Annotated in this window: 17 protein-coding genes and 1 tRNA gene; 7 read left to right on the top strand and 11 right to left on the bottom strand. The window is 35.6% G+C overall.

What is annotated here, in order from left to right; translation table 11 throughout:
* Window positions 1–42 precede the first annotated feature (42 nt).
* The 5 genes from rsmI (at window position 43) to ACEN2H_RS03215 (ending at window position 4655) form a co-directional block, all read left to right on the top strand.
* Window positions 43–777 carry a 16S rRNA (cytidine(1402)-2'-O)-methyltransferase gene (gene rsmI, locus ACEN2H_RS03235; protein WP_441730348.1) on the top strand — a complete coding sequence of 245 codons (735 nt, stop codon included), beginning with the start codon at window positions 43–45 and terminating at the stop codon, window positions 775–777.
* Between the two features lie 10 nt (window positions 778–787).
* Window positions 788–1132 carry a HopJ type III effector protein gene (locus tag ACEN2H_RS03230; protein WP_441730346.1) on the top strand — a complete coding sequence of 115 codons (345 nt, stop codon included), beginning with the start codon at window positions 788–790 and terminating at the stop codon, window positions 1130–1132.
* Between the two features lie 131 nt (window positions 1133–1263).
* Complete coding sequence (recJ, locus tag ACEN2H_RS03225; protein ID WP_441730344.1) at window positions 1264–2952, top strand: single-stranded-DNA-specific exonuclease RecJ; 1689 nt, start codon at window positions 1264–1266, stop codon at window positions 2950–2952.
* A gap of 13 nt (window positions 2953–2965) precedes the next feature.
* A complete protein-coding gene (locus ACEN2H_RS03220; protein WP_441730342.1) occupies window positions 2966–4234 on the top strand; it encodes an MFS transporter in 1269 nt (422 codons plus the stop codon).
* 64 nt (window positions 4235–4298) lie between these two features.
* Window positions 4299–4655, top strand: coding sequence for a hypothetical protein (locus tag ACEN2H_RS03215; protein ID WP_441730340.1), 357 nt, complete (start codon window positions 4299–4301; stop codon window positions 4653–4655).
* Window positions 4656–4657: 2 nt separating this feature from the next.
* Here the strand turns inward: ACEN2H_RS03215 and ACEN2H_RS03210 are convergent, their stop codons facing one another.
* The 3 genes from ACEN2H_RS03210 to ACEN2H_RS03200 form a co-directional block, all read right to left on the bottom strand.
* On the bottom strand, window positions 4658–5410 hold the full coding sequence (locus ACEN2H_RS03210; protein WP_441730338.1) for a UDP-2,3-diacylglucosamine diphosphatase: 753 nt from the start codon (window positions 5408–5410) through the stop codon (window positions 4658–4660).
* A gap of 24 nt (window positions 5411–5434) precedes the next feature.
* Complete coding sequence (locus ACEN2H_RS03205; RefSeq protein ID WP_441730336.1) at window positions 5435–5887, bottom strand: 6-pyruvoyl trahydropterin synthase family protein; 453 nt, start codon at window positions 5885–5887, stop codon at window positions 5435–5437.
* A 186-nt stretch (window positions 5888–6073) separates the two neighbouring features.
* The gene (locus ACEN2H_RS03200; RefSeq protein WP_441730334.1) at window positions 6074–6841 is read right to left on the bottom strand and encodes an enoyl-CoA hydratase/isomerase family protein; all 768 of its coding nucleotides are present in this window, start codon (window positions 6839–6841) and stop codon (window positions 6074–6076) included.
* Between the two features lie 114 nt (window positions 6842–6955).
* Here ACEN2H_RS03200 and ACEN2H_RS03195 point away from each other — a divergent pair.
* A tRNA-Ala gene (locus ACEN2H_RS03195) sits at window positions 6956–7029 on the top strand.
* 112 nt (window positions 7030–7141) lie between these two features.
* Here ACEN2H_RS03195 and ACEN2H_RS03190 read toward each other — a convergent pair.
* The 4 genes from ACEN2H_RS03190 to ACEN2H_RS03175 form a co-directional block, all read right to left on the bottom strand.
* A complete protein-coding gene (locus ACEN2H_RS03190) occupies window positions 7142–8986 on the bottom strand; it encodes a hypothetical protein (RefSeq protein ID WP_441730332.1) in 1845 nt (614 codons plus the stop codon).
* A 323-nt stretch (window positions 8987–9309) separates the two neighbouring features.
* Entirely contained in the window at window positions 9310–10155 is an 846-nt protein-coding gene (locus tag ACEN2H_RS03185; RefSeq protein WP_441730330.1) for a lipid A deacylase LpxR family protein, read from the bottom strand.
* Window positions 10156–10899: a monofunctional biosynthetic peptidoglycan transglycosylase gene (mtgA, locus tag ACEN2H_RS03180; RefSeq protein ID WP_441730328.1), complete on the bottom strand. Its 744-nt coding sequence runs from the start codon at window positions 10897–10899 to the stop codon at window positions 10156–10158.
* Window positions 10899–12011, bottom strand: a complete 1113-nt coding sequence (locus ACEN2H_RS03175; RefSeq protein WP_441730327.1) for an NAD(P)/FAD-dependent oxidoreductase — start codon at window positions 12009–12011, stop codon at window positions 10899–10901. The genes mtgA and ACEN2H_RS03175 overlap by 1 nt, the downstream gene beginning before the upstream one ends.
* Window positions 12012–12227: 216 nt before the next feature.
* Here ACEN2H_RS03175 and ACEN2H_RS03170 point away from each other — a divergent pair, with 216 nt between their 5' ends.
* On the top strand, window positions 12228–14129 hold the full coding sequence (locus ACEN2H_RS03170) for a S9 family peptidase (protein WP_441730325.1): 1902 nt from the start codon (window positions 12228–12230) through the stop codon (window positions 14127–14129).
* Between the two features lie 63 nt (window positions 14130–14192).
* Here the strand turns inward: ACEN2H_RS03170 and accC are convergent, their stop codons facing one another.
* The 4 genes from accC to rpmF all read right to left on the bottom strand — a co-directional run bounded on the left by accC (window position 14193) and on the right by rpmF (window position 17484).
* A complete protein-coding gene (gene accC, locus ACEN2H_RS03165; protein ID WP_441730324.1) occupies window positions 14193–15539 on the bottom strand; it encodes an acetyl-CoA carboxylase biotin carboxylase subunit in 1347 nt (448 codons plus the stop codon).
* Window positions 15540–15619: 80 nt separating this feature from the next.
* On the bottom strand, window positions 15620–16093 hold the full coding sequence (gene accB, locus ACEN2H_RS03160; RefSeq protein WP_441730322.1) for an acetyl-CoA carboxylase biotin carboxyl carrier protein: 474 nt from the start codon (window positions 16091–16093) through the stop codon (window positions 15620–15622).
* Between the two features lie 23 nt (window positions 16094–16116).
* Window positions 16117–17115: a beta-ketoacyl-ACP synthase III gene (locus ACEN2H_RS03155; RefSeq protein WP_441730320.1), complete on the bottom strand. Its 999-nt coding sequence runs from the start codon at window positions 17113–17115 to the stop codon at window positions 16117–16119.
* A gap of 174 nt (window positions 17116–17289) precedes the next feature.
* On the bottom strand, window positions 17290–17484 hold the full coding sequence (gene rpmF / locus ACEN2H_RS03150; protein WP_007137315.1) for a 50S ribosomal protein L32: 195 nt from the start codon (window positions 17482–17484) through the stop codon (window positions 17290–17292).

Raw genomic sequence — 17484 nt, 5'->3', positions numbered from 1 at the left:
TTGTTCTTATCCAAAACTAAATAGAATACTCGCATCCATCTTATGTCAAAATTATATATAGTACCCACACCAATTGGTAATCTCGAAGACATGACTTTTCGAGCAATCCGAATTCTAAAAGAAGCCGATTTAATCCTGGCCGAAGACACCCGCACCAGCGGAAAACTCTTGAAGCATTTTGAGATCGGTACGCACATGTACAGTCATCACATGCATAATGAGCACAAAACCGTAGAGAATTTAATTTCGCGATTAAAAGCAGGCGAAACCATTGCCTTAATATCTGATGCGGGAACTCCAGCAATTTCTGATCCTGGTTTCCTATTAACTCGCGCTTGTGTCGAAAACGGCATCACGGTCGAATGTTTGCCTGGCGCGACAGCGTTTGTTCCTGCCTTAGTGAATAGTGCCTTGCCCAATGACAGATTTATCTTTGAAGGTTTCTTACCCGAAAAAAAAGGGCGGCAAACCCGATATTTAGAACTGGCCGAGGAAACAAGAACTATGATTCTATATGTTTCACCTCATAAGCTAGTTAAAACATTAGCCGAATTCATAACGTACTTTGGTGAAGAACGCCAAATATGTGTTTCTAGAGAATTATCAAAATTACATGAGGAAAATGTGAGAGGAACAACTCGTGAGGTTTTGACTCATTTTGAAAAAACAGCGCCGCGAGGAGAAATTGTTGTTGTAGTTGGCGGAAAACCAATCATTAAAGAAGTAAAAAAAAGCAAATTTTCGAAAGACGAAACACAAGAAATAGAAGAAGTTTAATTTATAAAATATGACTTTAGAAACTTATATTACCCAGTTAAAACAATTTCCAAAAACTATTGCGTTTACTGAAACCATAGCTACAATAGAGGAAAATTATGTTTTTACTCCAACAGCATTCCAAAATGGAAGTCAGCATAATGCGGCTGGCGAAAACTCTGGTTCATGTAAATTATTTGCTTTCGCCAAATTGCATCGCCTTTCGAAAGAAGAAACATTAGCTTGTTTTGGGGCCTATTATTTTGAAGACGTTTTAAAAAACCCTGAAGGAAATGACCATCAAAATATTCGTAATTTCATAAAAATGGGTTGGGACGGAATTCGTTTTGAAGGAGAAGTTTTAGATTCGAAATAATATAAAAAAAGACAATTTAACCGCAAATTCACAAATTTTTTTATTTCAGTTTGATAAACTTAATTTGCGAATTTGCGGTCTCTTTTTTCGATACAATAGAAATTCATAAACTATTATAATCCCAAATTAATATGCGTTGGACCATTAAACCAAAACCTGCAGAGGAGAAAATAAAAAACCTGGCGCAAGAATTGAATGTCGAAGATTTCGTAGCTACATTATTGGTTCAACGAGGCATTGAAACTTTTGAAGATGCCAAGAATTTTTTCCGCCCTTCATTAGCCCATTTGCATGATCCATTCTTGATGAAAGACATGGATAAAGCGGTAGCAAGGATTGAACTTGCGATTGCTAATGAAGAGAATATTCTTGTTTTTGGTGATTATGATGTTGATGGTACAACAGCGGTTTCGCTTGTTTCATCTTATCTAAAGACCTATTACCCGAATATTGCCACTTACATTCCAGATCGTTATGCCGAAGGCTACGGCATCTCTTTTAAAGGAATTGACTTTGCTGATGACAATGGCTTTACGCTAATCATTGCTCTAGATTGCGGAATAAAATCGATCGATCATGTTGCTTATGCAAAAGAAAGAAGCATCGACTTCATCATTTGTGATCACCACAGACCAGGAATTACTTTGCCCGATGCCGTTGCGGTTCTCGACCCAAAAAGAGATGATTGCAGCTATCCTTATGACGAATTGTGCGGTTGTGGCGTTGGTTTCAAATTAATACAGGCTTTGGGAAATAATAGAAATCAAACTATTGATGATTTTATCCCCTACTTAGACCTTGTCGCTACGGCAATTGCCGCCGATATTGTCCCTATGACTGGCGAAAATCGGGTGCTTGCCCACTTTGGCTTGCAAGTTATTAATAGCGATCCGAGACCGGGAATTAAAGCGCTGATTCACCAAATAAAAAAACAAAGCTTAGATATTACCGATGTCGTTTTTATTATTGCTCCGCGTATCAATGCAGCGGGACGCTTAAAACACGGAAATCATGCGGTTGAGTTATTAACCGAATTTGATTTTGAACAAGCACAGCAGTTTGCTTCGGAGATTGAACAATACAATTCTGACCGAAAAGACCTAGACAAGCAAATCACCAAAGAAGGTTTGCTGCAAATTGAAAATAATGACGAAAAAGAACGCTTCACCACGGTCATTTATCAGGAAGACTGGCACAAAGGGGTTATCGGGATTGTGGCTTCTCGTTTAATCGAAACCTACTATCGTCCTACGCTTGTTTTTACGAAAAGTGGCGATAAATATGCGGCTTCGGCAAGATCTGTCAAAGGTTTTGATGTATATAATGCTCTGGAAGCCTGCTCACAACATTTGGAACAATTTGGAGGACATATGTATGCTGCAGGAATGACATTAAAGGAAGAAAACTACTCGACTTTCAAGGAAGCATTTGAAAAACAAGTTCAGGAAACAATCCATCCCGATATGTTGATCCCAGAAATCGAAATTGATTCCGAAATTGACTTTGCCGATATCACACCCAAACTTACCCGAATTTTAAAACAATTTGAACCCTTTGGTCCACAAAACATGACACCTGTGTTTTTGACCAAGAATGTAAAAGATACCGGATATGCAAAGAAACTAGGTGGTGAAGACGAGCATTTGAAATTATTTGTAAAACAAAATAATTCTGAAGGCATTTCAGCAATAGGTTTTGGATTAGGAAACAAGATCGATTTGACTACAAACCAAAAAGCATTTGAAGCCGTCTATTGCATTGACGAAAATGAATGGAATGGAAAAATTTCGATCCAACTGAGATTAAAAAATATCAGATAATTAGCAATCCAAAATGAAAAAGAAAGATCCATACGCAGCTTTACGTTACAAAGAATTTAATACTTTTTTATTGTTGCGTTTTGCCATGGTTTTTGCTTGGTCTATGCAGTTTATCGTAATTGAATGGCAGGTATACAGTATCACTAAAGATCCGCTTTCACTAGGACTTATTGGCTTGATGGAAGTAATTCCCGCCGTATCTATGGCATTGTTTGCCGGACACATTGTCGACCAAAAGGAGAAGAAAGGGCTGTTGCTGAAATGTATTTTAGCTTTCTCGGTAATTAGTTTCGGACTTTTTCTATTGACTTGGCCTGCAGTTGTTCAAGGTTACACTACAAAAACTATTTTGTATTCCATTTACTTCTTGGTTTTTCTAGGAGGATTAGTGAGAGCTTTTCTGGGACCCACCATTTTTTCCTTTCTATCACTATTAATACCAAAGAAAATTTATCCTAATGCTGCTACTTGGAGCAGTTCCGTTTGGCAAATAGCTTCAGTGGCCGGGCCTGCCGTAGCGGGTTTTTCGATCACTTTAATTGGTGTTCACTGGTCTATGTGTTCCGTTTTTGGCTGTTCCATTTTTGCAATGCTTTTTTTATCTCAAATTGAGAAAAAGCCAATTCTGAATCCGAAAATAGGAGAACCGGTGATGCAAAGCTTATCTGAAGGATTAAAGTTTGTATTCAACAACAAGACCGTTTTAGGAGCCATAACACTAGATATGGTGGCCGTTCTTTTTGGAGGAGCTGTGGCACTATTGCCTATTTTTGCGCAGGACATTTTAAAAGTAGGTCCAGAAGGGTTTGGCTTCTTGAGAGCTGCTCCAGCGATTGGCGCTTTCATCACCATGCTCATTACGGCATACGTTCCTTTGAGTAAAAATGCAGGGATGAAATTATTGTCCGCTATTTTTGCCTTTGGAATCTGTATCATTGTCTTCGGGCTTTCCACTATTTTCTGGGTATCGCTTTTAGCCTTGTTCCTCAGCGGCGTATTCGATGGGATTTCAGTTGTCATCAGACAAACTATTTTACAACTTAAAACGCCTGACCACATGCGCGGGAGGGTTTCAGCAGTAAACTCGATGTTTGTGGGTTCTTCAAACGAATTAGGGGCTTTTGAAAGCGGACTTACGGCAAAACTAATGGGAACAGTAACTGCGGTAGTTTTTGGTGGAAGTATGACTCTCTTCGTTGTATTGACCACAGGGATAATTTCACCAACTTTTAGAAAACTAGATCTGACCAAAGACTTAGAAGAACACGAAAATCAGGAGTAAATTTTAACTAATTTTATTTAGAATAAATCTAAATAATTATTATATTTGTTTGAAACTAATTACTATGCAAGAAATGAAACAAATATATTTCAATGATGAAGGCACTTCTTTCTACTGGAGAAAAGAGAACGAAGTATTAACAGACAAAGTCCAATTGATTTTTAGAGAAACTGGTTTTTATTTTAGCCGCCATGAACTGAAACTGTTTCAGTGTTGTATTCACGAAAGTTATACGCTTAACAACTCTTGTGATGATTGTGCCTTAAAAAATGAGTGCCCTAAATTTCTATTAAAAACACCCTGTTCTCAAATTGATTTAGCCGTTTCTATGGACGAGCTAAGTTCGATAAAAGACCTAGTAGAAGGTACTTTGTTTAAAATTAATCTAAATGATTATTTATTTGGTGAGGGAATGAATTAATTCTAGTACTTTTTTAGTTCAAAATTTTCCCCGTCAAAAACACCGTAAGTGAAATAAATGATCCAGTCGCCCAGATTTACGTATTCTGAATTTTCTCCTACAGACACTTTCATAGGTAGATGGCGGTGACCGAAAACAAGGTAATTGTAATGTTTAGTTTCTAGTTTTCTTTTGGAATACAAAATCAGCCATTCCTTCTCCTCTCCAAGAAAAGTGATGTCTTCATCTCCAGAAATCAATTTGTTTTTTACGGATAGATATTGCGCCAAAAGAACTCCAATATCGGGATGTAACCATCTAAAAAGCCATTTAGAAAACGGATTTGTAAACACTTTTTTCATGCGTTTGTAACCCATATCTCCCGGCCCTTTTCCATCTCCATGACCTACTAAAAAGGTTTTATTTCCAAAAGTGTACTCCTGATTGTCATAGTAAACTGGAATATTCAATTCTTTCTGAAAATAATCATCCATCCATAAATCATGATTTCCTACGAAAAAATAGATTGGAATTCCGCTGTCGCGAATTTCAGCTAGTTTACCTAAAACTCGGACAAACCCTTTAGGCACAACCGTTTTATATTCAAACCAAAAATCGAATAAATCACCCACCAAAAAAATAACTTCTGCATCTTTTTTTACTTCATCGAGCCAGGCCACAAATTTTTGTTCTCTTGGAAAACTCAATTCGGGTGTTGGTGCTCCAAAATGTTGATCGGATGCGAAATATACTTTCTTATTATTAGGTAATTGCATGCAGCTAAAGTATGGATTTTGAAATTACAAATTGTCGCTAGCGTACCATTCGGCAAAAGAGGACTCTGTTTCTTGAAGTTTTAGTGAAAAAAGTTGAATCCCTACAGGCAACCTTCCGATAATTCTTTGTGAAAAATCGACTACCATATTCTCGCTAGTAGGTTGGTAATCTACCAAGATTACGTGGTGACCTCTATTAATTAATTCGTGTGCCAACTCAACATGCGGTGTCGTTTCGTTGAAAACAGTCGCGTGGTCAAACTGATCGACAATTTCTTCTTTAACAATTTTTTTCAAGTCGGTAAAATCGATAACCATTCCAAATTTAACATCATTTCGGTTCTCAATAGGGCTTCCTATCACGGTAACTGACAATTTATAACTATGCCCATGAACATTTTTACATTTCCCATCATAACCATATAAGGCGTGACCGGTTTCGAAACTAAATTTTTTGGTAATTCTGATATTGCTCATCGAGATATAATTTTGACTGCAAATTTAGTAAATTGACATGAGAAATGGCTTGGAAATCTTGGGTTTCCCACTCCGATTGGTTTTAGCCCTGATAGCAGCGACATCCTTTGGCTGGCTTTTTTAGGCAGCCAAAGATATAGCGAATAGCAGGAATAGCTCCTAAAAAAAAGGAATGAGTCCTTAAAACTACTTTTTGAATTGAGACAATACGTTTTTACAGAAGTCCGCTAGCACTAATTTACCAGTAATGGCGGCCCTTTCTAACAAAAGATTGTCCCAATGTGCTGTCCCTTCCCACATCACTTTTTTCATTTCGATTAAAGCTTCTGGATTATACGAAGCCAGTTTACTGGTGAAATGAGCCAAATCAATGTCTAACTCCACTTGGTCTTGCAGTACTTTGGCATAAAGTCCTTTTTGATGTGCCCAATCGGTATTTTTCCATTCGTGAGCTGACAATGTCATTTCGGACATAGCGCTTTTCCCTATTTTTCGGCTCACAGCGGGTTCAATCACAAACGGCCCAATTCCAATAGCCAATTCCGAAAGCTTTATCGAGCTATCTACAGTTGCAAAAGCATAATCACAGGCAGCCGCAATACCGACGCCGCCTCCCACTGCTTTCCCGTGGATGCGACCCACAATTATTTTGGAACAGCTGCGCATAGCATTAATTAAATTAGCAAAACCAGAGAAAAAGATTGTTCCTTGCTCTTGATTTGACACAGCCAAAAGCTCATCAAAAGAAGCGCCTGCACAAAAAGCTCCTGTACCAACACTTCGCAAAACAATTACCGATACGTCCTCGTTAGCACTCAATACATTAAGCTCTGAAGTCAATGAATCCAACAACTGACGAGGAAAAGAATTGCTCGCTGGATGTCCGAATTCAACCGTAGCAATTTTATTTTCGATTATTGTAGTGAGAGAACCATTTGGGTTTTGTGCTGCCATTTAAGTTGTTTTGATGTAAAGTTATAAATTTTACAAGGAAACAATACATTTTTGAAAAATTTGAAAGCTGTTTTTCAAAATATGTGTTTTTTATACTATATTTGCGGCAGTTCTGGGGGATTAGCTCATTTGGCTAGAGTGCTTGCCTGGCAGGCAAGAGGTGATCGGTTCGAATCCGATATTCTCCACAGTAAACAAAAACCGTAAAAACTTTTAAATAAGTGTTTACGGTTCTTTTTTTTACTTAAGTCTGATTCTATTTACATAAAAAGGAGTGACTCTTGAGGCTACTCTGAGCATTTATTTAAGTAAGGCTTTTAAGATTCTTTCTTCATTAACTATTACATCTCGGAATAAAATATAGGGAAAAACTTTATGTTTTGATAATTTGAAAGTATCTGCAATTTTAGACAATGTAGAGGCGGTTATAAGTGACAAGTTCATTTCAGTGTCCATTTCACAATCTGATATAAAATCTTCACTAAAATCAGGCGCAATTAATAGTACCTTAATTACCCTTAAGTTATTTTTTAAAGCTAGATTTTGATATGATTTTAGTTGTCTAGATACGGCGCTAAATTTATTGTAACTACTTTCTTTGCTGGTTTTACATTCTACAATAATGATTTCATCATTACCTATATTTAAAACAACATCTATTTTATCTTTAGTAGTGTTTAATGAATTTTTTAATTTTTCATCCACATTAAAGCCAATATTATTAAAAATAACTTTCGTCAACTCCTCGAATTTCAAACCAAGTTCACTTTCTTTTATCACGATTCCATTGTCTTTTAAAACGTTTAAGTCTCTATACCCAACATTTTGATAATTTTCTAAGTATAGGTTTTCTGCATCCTTATAATTTTCAAGAATATTAGTGATATTGTCTCCCCTTTGTCTGATGCCGTTATGTTTTATAAATGCAATCAAGTCATTTTTTTCTATTAAATCTAATAAGTCTCTAGGCTTAATATTATAATCTAAAAGGAATGTTGCATTTAACACAAAGTCGTCTTGCAACTCGAATTGGTCTTTAACTTGTTTGTTGAACTTTGGTATTGATGTGTTTAGTTCAGAAACCATTTTTTTATATCCATCTAAAGAAATACCTATCTTTTCATCTTTGTCAATATTCTCAAAATAGGTAATTAAACTACTTATTTTGTCCTCTAAAGTACTTCCTTTTAAATTAGAAAGATTTAATCCTTCTTCACATAGATCATTAAGTTCTTTTTTCTTTTCAGTTAATGACATGCCTTCTTTATAAATGTCAGTTGATAAAACTCCTGCAAATGAAATTCCTCCCTTTATAATTTTCTCAATTTTCTGTGAATTGGTTAGTTTTCTATCGATACTATGTTTTTTTGCTATCTGATTTATAATCGGCTCTCTTAGTAAAGTTAGAGTTCTTCTGAAGTATTTATCTGCAATTTCCTTTCCTCTTAATTCTCTCAAAATACTAACCATCTCGTCTGCAACAAAAACTGTACTATCTTTCTTTGAATAAAAAACAACCCCGAAATTCTTCAAACTGTTTATAACGTCTGGAATTTGAATATTCTTTACTGGAAGAATAGAATAATTGATTAATTTTATTTCTTCTTGGGAGAGCTCTAATTCTTTTGAAAGAGTCAATAAAATTGATAATTCATCAGAAGATACTTTTGCCTCTCTATTATTTAGCAAATCATTATTGTATGCAGTAGATAAACAAGATTTATAAATTTTGTAATCTCGCTTTCTGTCAAGAGTCAATTCTGATTTATCGTTTTCTAAATCAGAATTTAGGGTTTTGATATTACTTTTTAAATTTTTAAGCTCAATTTCGTATAATTTTGAAAGATGTACTTGACTCATTATACAGTTCCCATCTCGAATAATGATATCAATTAAAATATCTAATTGTGATGCCGTATCTTCAAATTCAGTTTTAATATAGTCTAAAAACTCATTTTTAATCAATTCAAAAATTTTAGTTACATTCTGACTATCAACCGTTTTCAAAACTTTATCGGTAGAACTTAGTATTAAATCAATTTCTTTAAAATTTTTAGGATTACTAGAGATAATATTATCTATTATTTTTATGAAGGAGTTTTTCTCAAGAGAACCCAATTTATCTAGTATTTTTTCTAATTTCATTTTATCCAAGTAAAAGTTAGCGTTACTCAAATGTAAATTAAATAAAATTCTTACAATCAATATTTTTCGTAAAAGTGCTAATTTATTATATTTGAAGTATATATATAAAATTACCTTTTTTAATTAGATACTTTCTTTTACGACTATTCGATAAAAATATTCTCCACAATAAACAAAAACCGTAAATACTTTTAAATAAGTGTTTACGGTTCTTTATTTTACGTAAGTCTCGTTCTATTTAAATAAAAAAGAAACGGAAATCGAGCCATAAAAATATCCTTTGTTATCTTTATTCCTCACCTCTTTTCCTCTGTAAATAAAGGCTAAGATAGATTTAGATTATTTTTTCGGTATTTAAGACCTGCTTCCCCATTAAACCGCAAGGGAACCAAGTCGAAGGTAACGGGACTATTATTATTAAAAAGACTTCCTTGAATAGTAGCATCATACAACTGATAGTTCATACTTGGCGCAATATAAAAATAAAATTCCTTTGCCTTGCTTCCTATCGATCCACCATAAAAATTAGAATCATACATAGGAGCTAGCTTTGAAAACCCTATTCTAGTCATAAAACCAGCTGAGCCTCCTGTAAAGATTGTTCCTAAATTAGCTTCAGATTGAAAATGCAAATCGACTGCCTTGTTATCCCTTTTTGAAAAAATCTTTTTTGAAAATAAGAAATGAGTTTGAACAGCAACCGCACTCTTGACTTGATATTCCCAACCACGAACCACCTTATACCCCATTAAATCGTGAAAATTTTTTTGTGTTTCTTTGGCAAAAGAATTTGGCCCAACAACACCAATTTGCAAATCTATTTTAAAAACAGATTCATTTTTATAGAATATGTTTTTCCCTATCTCCCCAAAAAGGTATCCAGCAAAAGGGCGGTCCATAATTTCTTTTCTGGGAGAGTTTAAGAATCTAGGTGTATAAATGTACTGCCCTATGCTTATTTGGGTGATTTCTTTGTTTACTTCTTCCTTTTTATTTTTACTCAAAAATCGATAAAATACCTCGAGACCATTGGTATAGTATTTATCATTCCGTGAAGAAGTATACAAGTCGTTATCTGTAATAATTCCTATTTCAGTATTTTTCTGTTGCCCAAAAGCAAGAAACGACATCATAACCGCTAAAACAAGGAGTGCTTTTTTACATAACATCTAATATTCTATTTTTCCAACAGTACGCATCACGCGCATAATTTTTGATTTTCGATTGTTGATATAGGACGACGAACTGGTAGCAGTATATTTTCTAGGACTAGGCAAAATAGCTGCTATTCCAGCTGCTTGAATTGGAGTAAGATTCACAGCGTCTTTTCTATACCAATGCTCAGCCGCCGCTTGTGCTCCATAAACGCCATCGCCCATTTCGATACTATTCAAATACACTTCCATGATCCGTTCTTTGCCCCAAATAACTTCTATAAGAACCGTAAAATAGGCTTCTAACCCTTTTCTTAAGTAACTACGTCCCTGCCACAGAAATACATTTTTGGCTGTTTGTTGCGAAATAGTACTGCCTCCTTTTATCCTTCGGCCACGCTCGTTGTTTTTATATGCTTTTTGCATCGCCGTAAAGTCAAAACCACTGTGTTTCAAAAAGGTTCCGTCTTCACTTGCGATTACTGCTTTTTGTAAATTAACCGATATATTTTCGATAGGCTCCCAGTCATGACTAAAATACACTTCCTTGCCAGCCGTCTTATTTTCGATTGCACGGATTACCATTAACGGTGTAAACGGCACTGGTACAAACTTAAAAAGCAGAACAAAAAAAACGGATACTCCTAAAAACCATAAAAAAACTTTAAATAAAAACCGACTTAATTTGCTCATAAAGCTACTCGATCCTTTCTTTACTGGTTTTTTTGCGGGTTTTCTTTGTGTGATTTTTGTAGCCATTATATTAAATCTGCTAATTCTGTTCCTATTAAACTTCCTATGGCGACTCCCATTCCTCCTAATCTCACTCCGCAATACACGTTTTCAGATAATTGGGAAACAATGGGGTTTTTGCTATTACCTATACCCATTATCCCACTCCAGCGATGCGCAATTTTAACCTCTTGATTCGGCAAAATCACTTCTTTTAATAACTGTTCTAATTTACTCTGCACAATTTCAGTTTGGGCAAACTCAGTTGTAGTTTCAGCATCAAAATCCAAGTTTCTCCCTCCACCTAATAGAATTCGATCGCCAATATTTCTAAAATAATAATAGCCGCGATCCAAATGAAAAGTTCCTTTGATATCTAGGTTTTTAATTGGTTCCGTAACTAAAACCTGAGCTCTTGCAGGTTTCACTGCTCCCCTAGTTAATTCATTTGAAAAACCATTTGTAGCAAACAAAACTTTCTTAGTACTAAAACTAAAATCATCTAATACGATTTCGACTTCATGGCCCTTATCTAAAAAGGAAGTAACCGTCTGCTGATTCAAAATTAATATATTTTCAGAAACAGCCTCTTTCAACAAGGCCTGCATCATATTTCCTGTATCGATTTGCGCCTCGAATGGGTTAAAAACTAAGTGCTCCCGAATCCCATTAAAACCAAAACGATCAATTTCTTTTACAAAAGCGTCTGCTTTGAAAAGTGGTCTTAATATTTCATTGATTAAAGGCAATTTCTTAACGCATTCCTCATAACAACTCTCGTCTTCTTTTAAAAACAGCTCATAACCGCCATGTGGTTTAAAGTCGATCTGTTCATCCCCGAGTCTTTTTCGCAATAATTGTAATCCCTTCAAGCGTTTTTGAACCAGATTAAAAACCTCTTCCTCAGAATGGGATTTTAAATCATCGATTATCTCAGAAATACTTCCAAAGCAAGCAAAGCCCGCATTCTTAGTACTGGCGCCATGGGGTAACATTCCTTTTTCTAAAACTACTATTTTGCTGTCTGGGAATTTTTCGCGCAAGCGTAGAGCAGCGTGCAAACCTACAATCCCGCTTCCTACAACTGTATAATTAACGTCTGTAAACCAATTTTTTAACTCCCAATAACTTAATTGCATGCTTTAATTTTTTATAAAAATAATATTTTTTTGCTCCCACTGCAGCTATATAATGCAATAAACTAAAATTAAAATAAAAGAAGTTCTGTATAGTCTTTAAGTATTTAAAAAAAATAGAACAGCTAAAGTAATGATCTACTCTAAAAGAATTCCAAAAGCGACAAGCAACTAACTTAAATTTTCTATTTTTATGTCAAGAAAAATCACACTATTAAAATGAAAAAAATACTCCTTACAACCCTAACTATGATAAGTTTAAGTGCTCTTGGTCAAAATGTAATGTCACCCCAAACCCTTTGGGAATTGGGTAGAGTAACTCCCTTAGGCATCTCTAATGACACAAAAAACATCGTTTACAAAGTATCAATTCCTTCAATTGAAGAAAACAAATCAAATTCAAAATATTATTTCATCCCCGTTAATGGCGGAGCTCCAACAGAAGTTGAATCTTATAAAGATTTAGTAAAAGACAAAAATATATCTCCAGACGGTAAATACATTGTTTATAACGAGGAAGTAAAGCTTAGTAATGTTCTTGGAAAAGACTTTTATCCCAAATTAGATAAGTCAGAAGTGCAAATCTATGACGGCCTTGATTATCGCCATTGGGATACTTGGAATGAAGGCAAGTTTAACCATGTCCTTTACAAAGAGAATAGTGAAGGAGCTGTTGGAGTAGACATTCTTGGATCAGAAATCTTTGATAGTCCACAAAAACCTTTCGGTGGTGACGAAGATTATATTTGGTCTCCCGACAGTAAACACATTTTATACGTTAGTAAGAAAAAAGCGGGTACGCAATATGCCATCTCCACAAATACGAATATTTACCAATATAATATAGAAACAGGACAAACGGTAAATAGAACTGAAGATAATCTAGGATATGACGTTGCACCTATATTTTCGCCTTCAGGAAATTTGACTTGGTTACAAATGAAGCGTGAGGGTTATGAAGCAGATAAAAATGACATCATAGTTGATTTTAAAGGAACTAAAATGAACCTGACCGCTAATTGGGATGGAACAGTTGATAGTTTTACCTGGAGTAAAGACGGTAAAACAATCTATTTTAATGCAGCAATTGATGGTACTAAACAACTATTTGAAGTTAATTTCCCAGGTTTAACAAAAATTGCAATCCAAGTTCAACAAGTTACCAAGGGTGATTTTGACGTTAATGAAATCGTGGGCTTCTCAGGTAATAACATCATTGTTACAAGAGCCGACATGAATCATGCTTCCGAAATATTTTCTTTTGACATGAAGAAAAAAACTTGGAAACAATTATCTAATGTAAACACGGATACTTATAATTCTTTGGCGTTAAGCAAAACCGAAAGAAGATATGTTACCACAACTGATGGTAAGAAAATGCTAGTTTGGGTAATTCTACCACCTAACTTTGATGCTTCAAAAAAATACCCAACTCTTTTATATTGTCAAGGCGGACCACAAGCCGCATTGACACAGTTTTATTCTTTCCGTTGGAATTTTCAATTAATGGCGGCCAACGGATACATCGTAGTAGCACCCAATCGTCGAGGAATGCCAGGACACGGAGTAGAATGGAATGAACAAATAAGCAAGGACTGGGGCGGACAAGTAATGGACGACTACTTATCAGCTATTGATGATGTGGCCAAAGAAAGCTATGTAGACAAAGAACGTCTAGGCTGCGTTGGCGCAAGCTACGGTGGCTACTCCGTCTTTTATTTAGCTGGAATCCACAATAACCGATTTAAAACTTTTATTGCACACGACGGGGTATTTAATACCCAAAGTATGTTTGGAACCACTGAGGAAGTTTTCTTCAGCAATTGGGATTTTGGAGGTGCCTATTGGGAAAAAGACAACGCAGTTGCCCAAAAAACCTACACCACATTCAATCCAGCCACTTTAGTTGAAAAATGGGACACTCCAATATTAATTTATCAAGGAGGTAAAGATTTTCGTGTGCCTATTGGACAAGGACAAGAAGCTTTTCAAGCAGCACAATTACGCGGAATAAAAAGTAGGTTCGTTTACTTTCCTGAAGAAAATCATTGGGTTCTTAAGCCTCAAAACGCACAGGTTTGGCAAAAAGAATTTTTTAAATGGTTGAAAGAAACTTTGTAAGTTCAAAAATAACCATAAAAAAACCTCACTTTCCAGTGAGGTTTTTAAAATAAATTTATCATCCTATTCAGGAGCAATCATTTGAAAGGTATCCATAAAAGCCGTAGTATAATCTCCAGCTATATATCTTGGATCATCCATCAATTGTCTATGAAAAGGTATTGTTGTCTTTATTCCCTCGATTACGAATTCATCAAGTGCTCTTCTCATTTTACTAATTGCTTCCTCGCGAGATTGTGCAGTAGTAATCAGTTTTGCAATCATCGAATCGTAATTTGGAGGAATCGTATACCCAGAATATACATGAGTATCTAAACGAACTCCGTGGCCTCCTGGCATATGCAATGTTGTTATCTTTCCTGGTGAAGGTCTAAAGTCATTGTAAGGATCTTCCGCATTAATACGACACTCAATAGCATGTAACTGTGGCGTATAGTTTTTACCTGAAATAGGGACACCAGCAGCAACTAATATTTGCTCACGTATTAAATCATAATCGATTACTTGTTCAGTAATTGGGTGTTCTACCTGAATACGAGTATTCATTTCCATGAAATAGAAATTACGGTGTTTATCAACCAAAAATTCTACTGTACCAGCACCTTCATATTTAATATATTCGGCTGCTTTTACCGCAGCGTCTCCCATTTTCAAACGCAGCTCGTCTGTCATAAATGGAGAAGGAGTTTCTTCAGTTAGTTTTTGGTGACGACGTTGCACAGAACAGTCTCTCTCAGAAAGATGACAGGCTTTTCCGTAAGAATCTCCAATCACTTGAATTTCGATATGACGTGGTTCTTCAATCAATTTTTCAAGATACATTCCGTCGTTACCAAACGCGGCCGCTGACTCTTGACGAGCACCTTCCCAAGCTTTTAATAAATCCTCTTCTTTCCAAACGGCACGCATTCCTTTACCTCCACCACCAGCAGTAGCTTTAAGCATTACCGGGTATCCAAAAGATTTTGCTATTTCTTGAGTTTGTTCGAATGACTCCAAAATTCCCACTGAACCTGGAACACAAGGAACACCAGCTTCAATCATAGTCGATTTGGCAGATGCCTTATCGCCCATTCTGTCAATCATTTCAGGAGAAGCTCCAATAAATTTTATTCCGTGTTCTTGACATATTTTTGAAAACTTTGAGTTTTCAGAAAGAAATCCATATCCGGGATGTATTGCATCAGCATTTGTTATTTCTGCAGCTGCAATAATATTTGACATTTTTAAATAGGACAAGTTGCTTGGAGGAGGCCCTATACAAACAGCTTCGTCAGCAAACCTAACATGCAAACTTTCTGCATCAGCAGTAGAGTAAACAGCCACAGTTTTGATGCCCATTTCTTTGCAAGTTCGTATTATACGAAGTGCAATTTCTCCTCTATTTGCAATTAATATTTTTTTAAACATCTTTTTTTAAATTTTAATTGTGACTTTTAAATTTTTTCAGATAACGAAATCGTCCTCTGAAATGTATAATTTAAAATTAATTAAGATGGATCAACTAAGAATAAAGGTTGGTCAAATTCAACAGGAGACATATCGTCAACTAATATTTTTACGATTTTACCTGAAACTTCAGACTCGATTTCGTTAAATAATTTCATTGCTTCTATAACACAAAGAACATCCCCTTTACCTATAGTAGTCCCTACTTCTACGAACATAGCCTTATCAGGAGATGGTTTTCTATAGAAAGTCCCTATAATTGGAGATTTTATAGTAATAAATTTTGAATCCTCTTCAACTGCAACTGGAGCAGAAGCGACTGGAGCAACTGGTTGTGGTGCTAAAGCTTGCTGAAATGGGCTTTGAGAAGGCACTTGCTGCACATAAGTGGTATCTGAGTTTCCTTCCAAAGTTGTTCTGATAGTGATTTTTACATCATCCATTTCCAATTTAACTTCTGCAACTCCCGAATTTGCTACAAATTTGATTAAGTTCTGAATTTCTTTTAAATCCATAATTATTTGTTTTTAGTTTAAATTTATTTTTTGTCGTATGCCCATTTTAAATAAATAGACCCCCAAGTGAACCCTCCGCCAAATGCCGCTAAAATAATGGTATCTCCTTTTTTGAACAGGTGCTCAAAGTCATTAAGCACCAGAGGCAGGGTTGCCGAGGTAGTATTTCCATACTTTTCTATATTCATCAAAACTTTAGATTCTTCTAAATTCATTCTGTTGGCTGTAGCATCTATGATACGCTTATTTGCCTGATGCGGAACTAACCAATTAACATCTTCGTTAGTTAGGTTGTTTCTTTTAAGGATTAACTCACTCGCATCGGCCATGTTTGTTACTGCATATTTAAATACAGTCTTACCATCTTGAACGATATTATGTTTGTTTCCTTTTATTGTTTCTAATGAAGTTGGGTTAAGAGATCCTCCAGCATCAATTTTTAGAAAATCTCGGCCTATACCGTCGCTTCTTAAATATTCATCTTGTAAACCTAGTCCTTCATAATTTGGTTCAAATAAAACTGCTCCTGCACCATCTCCAAAGATTATGCAGGTAGATCTATCAGTATAATCTACAATCGAAGACATTTTATCCGCCCCAATTAATAATATTTTTTTGTACCTACCCGATTCAATGTGCGCAGCTGCAGTTGACATTCCAAATAAAAAGCTGGAACATGCTGCTTGCAAATCGTAAGCGAAAGCATTCGTCGCTCCAATTTCAGTAGCGACATAAACTCCCGTAGAGGCTACTGGCATGTCTGGTGTTGCAGTTGCCATGATGACTAAGTCAATATCTAAAGGATCGACATCTATTTTAGACAATAGGTCTTGAGCTGCTTTAATAGCTAAAAAAGAAGTTCCTTTATCCTCATCTTTGAGAATTCTTCTTTCTTTAATCCCTGTTCTTGAAGTTATCCACTCATCATTTGTATCGACCATTGTTTCTAGCACTTTGTTTGAAAGAACAAAGTCGGGAACGTAAGCTCCAACAGCGGTTATTGCGGCTGTAATTGTATTCATTGTATTCGAATATTTTTTTTCAAATGTTACCATTTGGAAAAACGTTTAAAAGAGTTGAAATCTACAAAAAAAAATCCAAAGCACTAGTTTTGAACTTCTTATTTAACAAAGTTATAGACAACAAAAAAACTCTCACGATGTGAGAGTTCCAATATCATTTACAAAAAAAATGCATTAAGCAACAGCTACAGACTTATCTATAACAACTTGCCCTCTGTAGTACATTTTACCTTCATGCCAGTAGGCTCTATGGTATAAATGTGCCTCACCCGTGATTGGGCAAGTAGCGATCTGTGCTACTGTAGCTTTGTAATGTGTTCTTCTTTTATCTCTTCTTGTTTTGGAGATTTTTCTCTTAGGATGCGCCAT

The organism is Flavobacterium sp. W22_SRS_FP1 (assembly GCF_052113685.1).
GTDB lineage: Bacteria > Bacteroidota > Bacteroidia > Flavobacteriales > Flavobacteriaceae > Flavobacterium.
The sequence above is the reverse complement of the archived record's forward strand: the minus strand, read 5'-3'. Positions and strand labels throughout refer to the sequence as shown.

Coding starts and splice junctions, on each gene's coding strand:
- ACEN2H_RS03155 (WP_441730320.1), bottom strand. CDS start 17,115: ATGAATACAATTACAGCCGCAATAACCGCTGTTGGAGCTTACGTTCCC.
- ACEN2H_RS03210 (WP_441730338.1), bottom strand. CDS start 5,410: ATGCAATTACCTAATAATAAGAAAGTATATTTCGCATCCGATCAACAT.
- mtgA (WP_441730328.1), bottom strand. CDS start 10,899: ATGGCTACAAAAATCACACAAAGAAAACCCGCAAAAAAACCAGTAAAG.
- rsmI (WP_441730348.1), top strand. CDS start 43: ATGTCAAAATTATATATAGTACCCACACCAATTGGTAATCTCGAAGAC.
- ACEN2H_RS03230 (WP_441730346.1), top strand. CDS start 788: ATGACTTTAGAAACTTATATTACCCAGTTAAAACAATTTCCAAAAACT.
- ACEN2H_RS03190 (WP_441730332.1), bottom strand. CDS start 8,986: ATGAAATTAGAAAAAATACTAGATAAATTGGGTTCTCTTGAGAAAAAC.
- ACEN2H_RS03205 (WP_441730336.1), bottom strand. CDS start 5,887: ATGAGCAATATCAGAATTACCAAAAAATTTAGTTTCGAAACCGGTCAC.
- accC (WP_441730324.1), bottom strand. CDS start 15,539: ATGTTTAAAAAAATATTAATTGCAAATAGAGGAGAAATTGCACTTCGT.
- recJ (WP_441730344.1), top strand. CDS start 1,264: ATGCGTTGGACCATTAAACCAAAACCTGCAGAGGAGAAAATAAAAAAC.
- ACEN2H_RS03170 (WP_441730325.1), top strand. CDS start 12,228: ATGAAAAAAATACTCCTTACAACCCTAACTATGATAAGTTTAAGTGCT.
- accB (WP_441730322.1), bottom strand. CDS start 16,093: ATGGATTTAAAAGAAATTCAGAACTTAATCAAATTTGTAGCAAATTCG.
- ACEN2H_RS03175 (WP_441730327.1), bottom strand. CDS start 12,011: ATGCAATTAAGTTATTGGGAGTTAAAAAATTGGTTTACAGACGTTAAT.
- rpmF (WP_007137315.1), bottom strand. CDS start 17,484: ATGGCGCATCCTAAGAGAAAAATCTCCAAAACAAGAAGAGATAAAAGA.
- ACEN2H_RS03215 (WP_441730340.1), top strand. CDS start 4,299: ATGCAAGAAATGAAACAAATATATTTCAATGATGAAGGCACTTCTTTC.
- ACEN2H_RS03220 (WP_441730342.1), top strand. CDS start 2,966: ATGAAAAAGAAAGATCCATACGCAGCTTTACGTTACAAAGAATTTAAT.
- ACEN2H_RS03200 (WP_441730334.1), bottom strand. CDS start 6,841: ATGGCAGCACAAAACCCAAATGGTTCTCTCACTACAATAATCGAAAAT.
- ACEN2H_RS03185 (WP_441730330.1), bottom strand. CDS start 10,155: ATGTTATGTAAAAAAGCACTCCTTGTTTTAGCGGTTATGATGTCGTTT.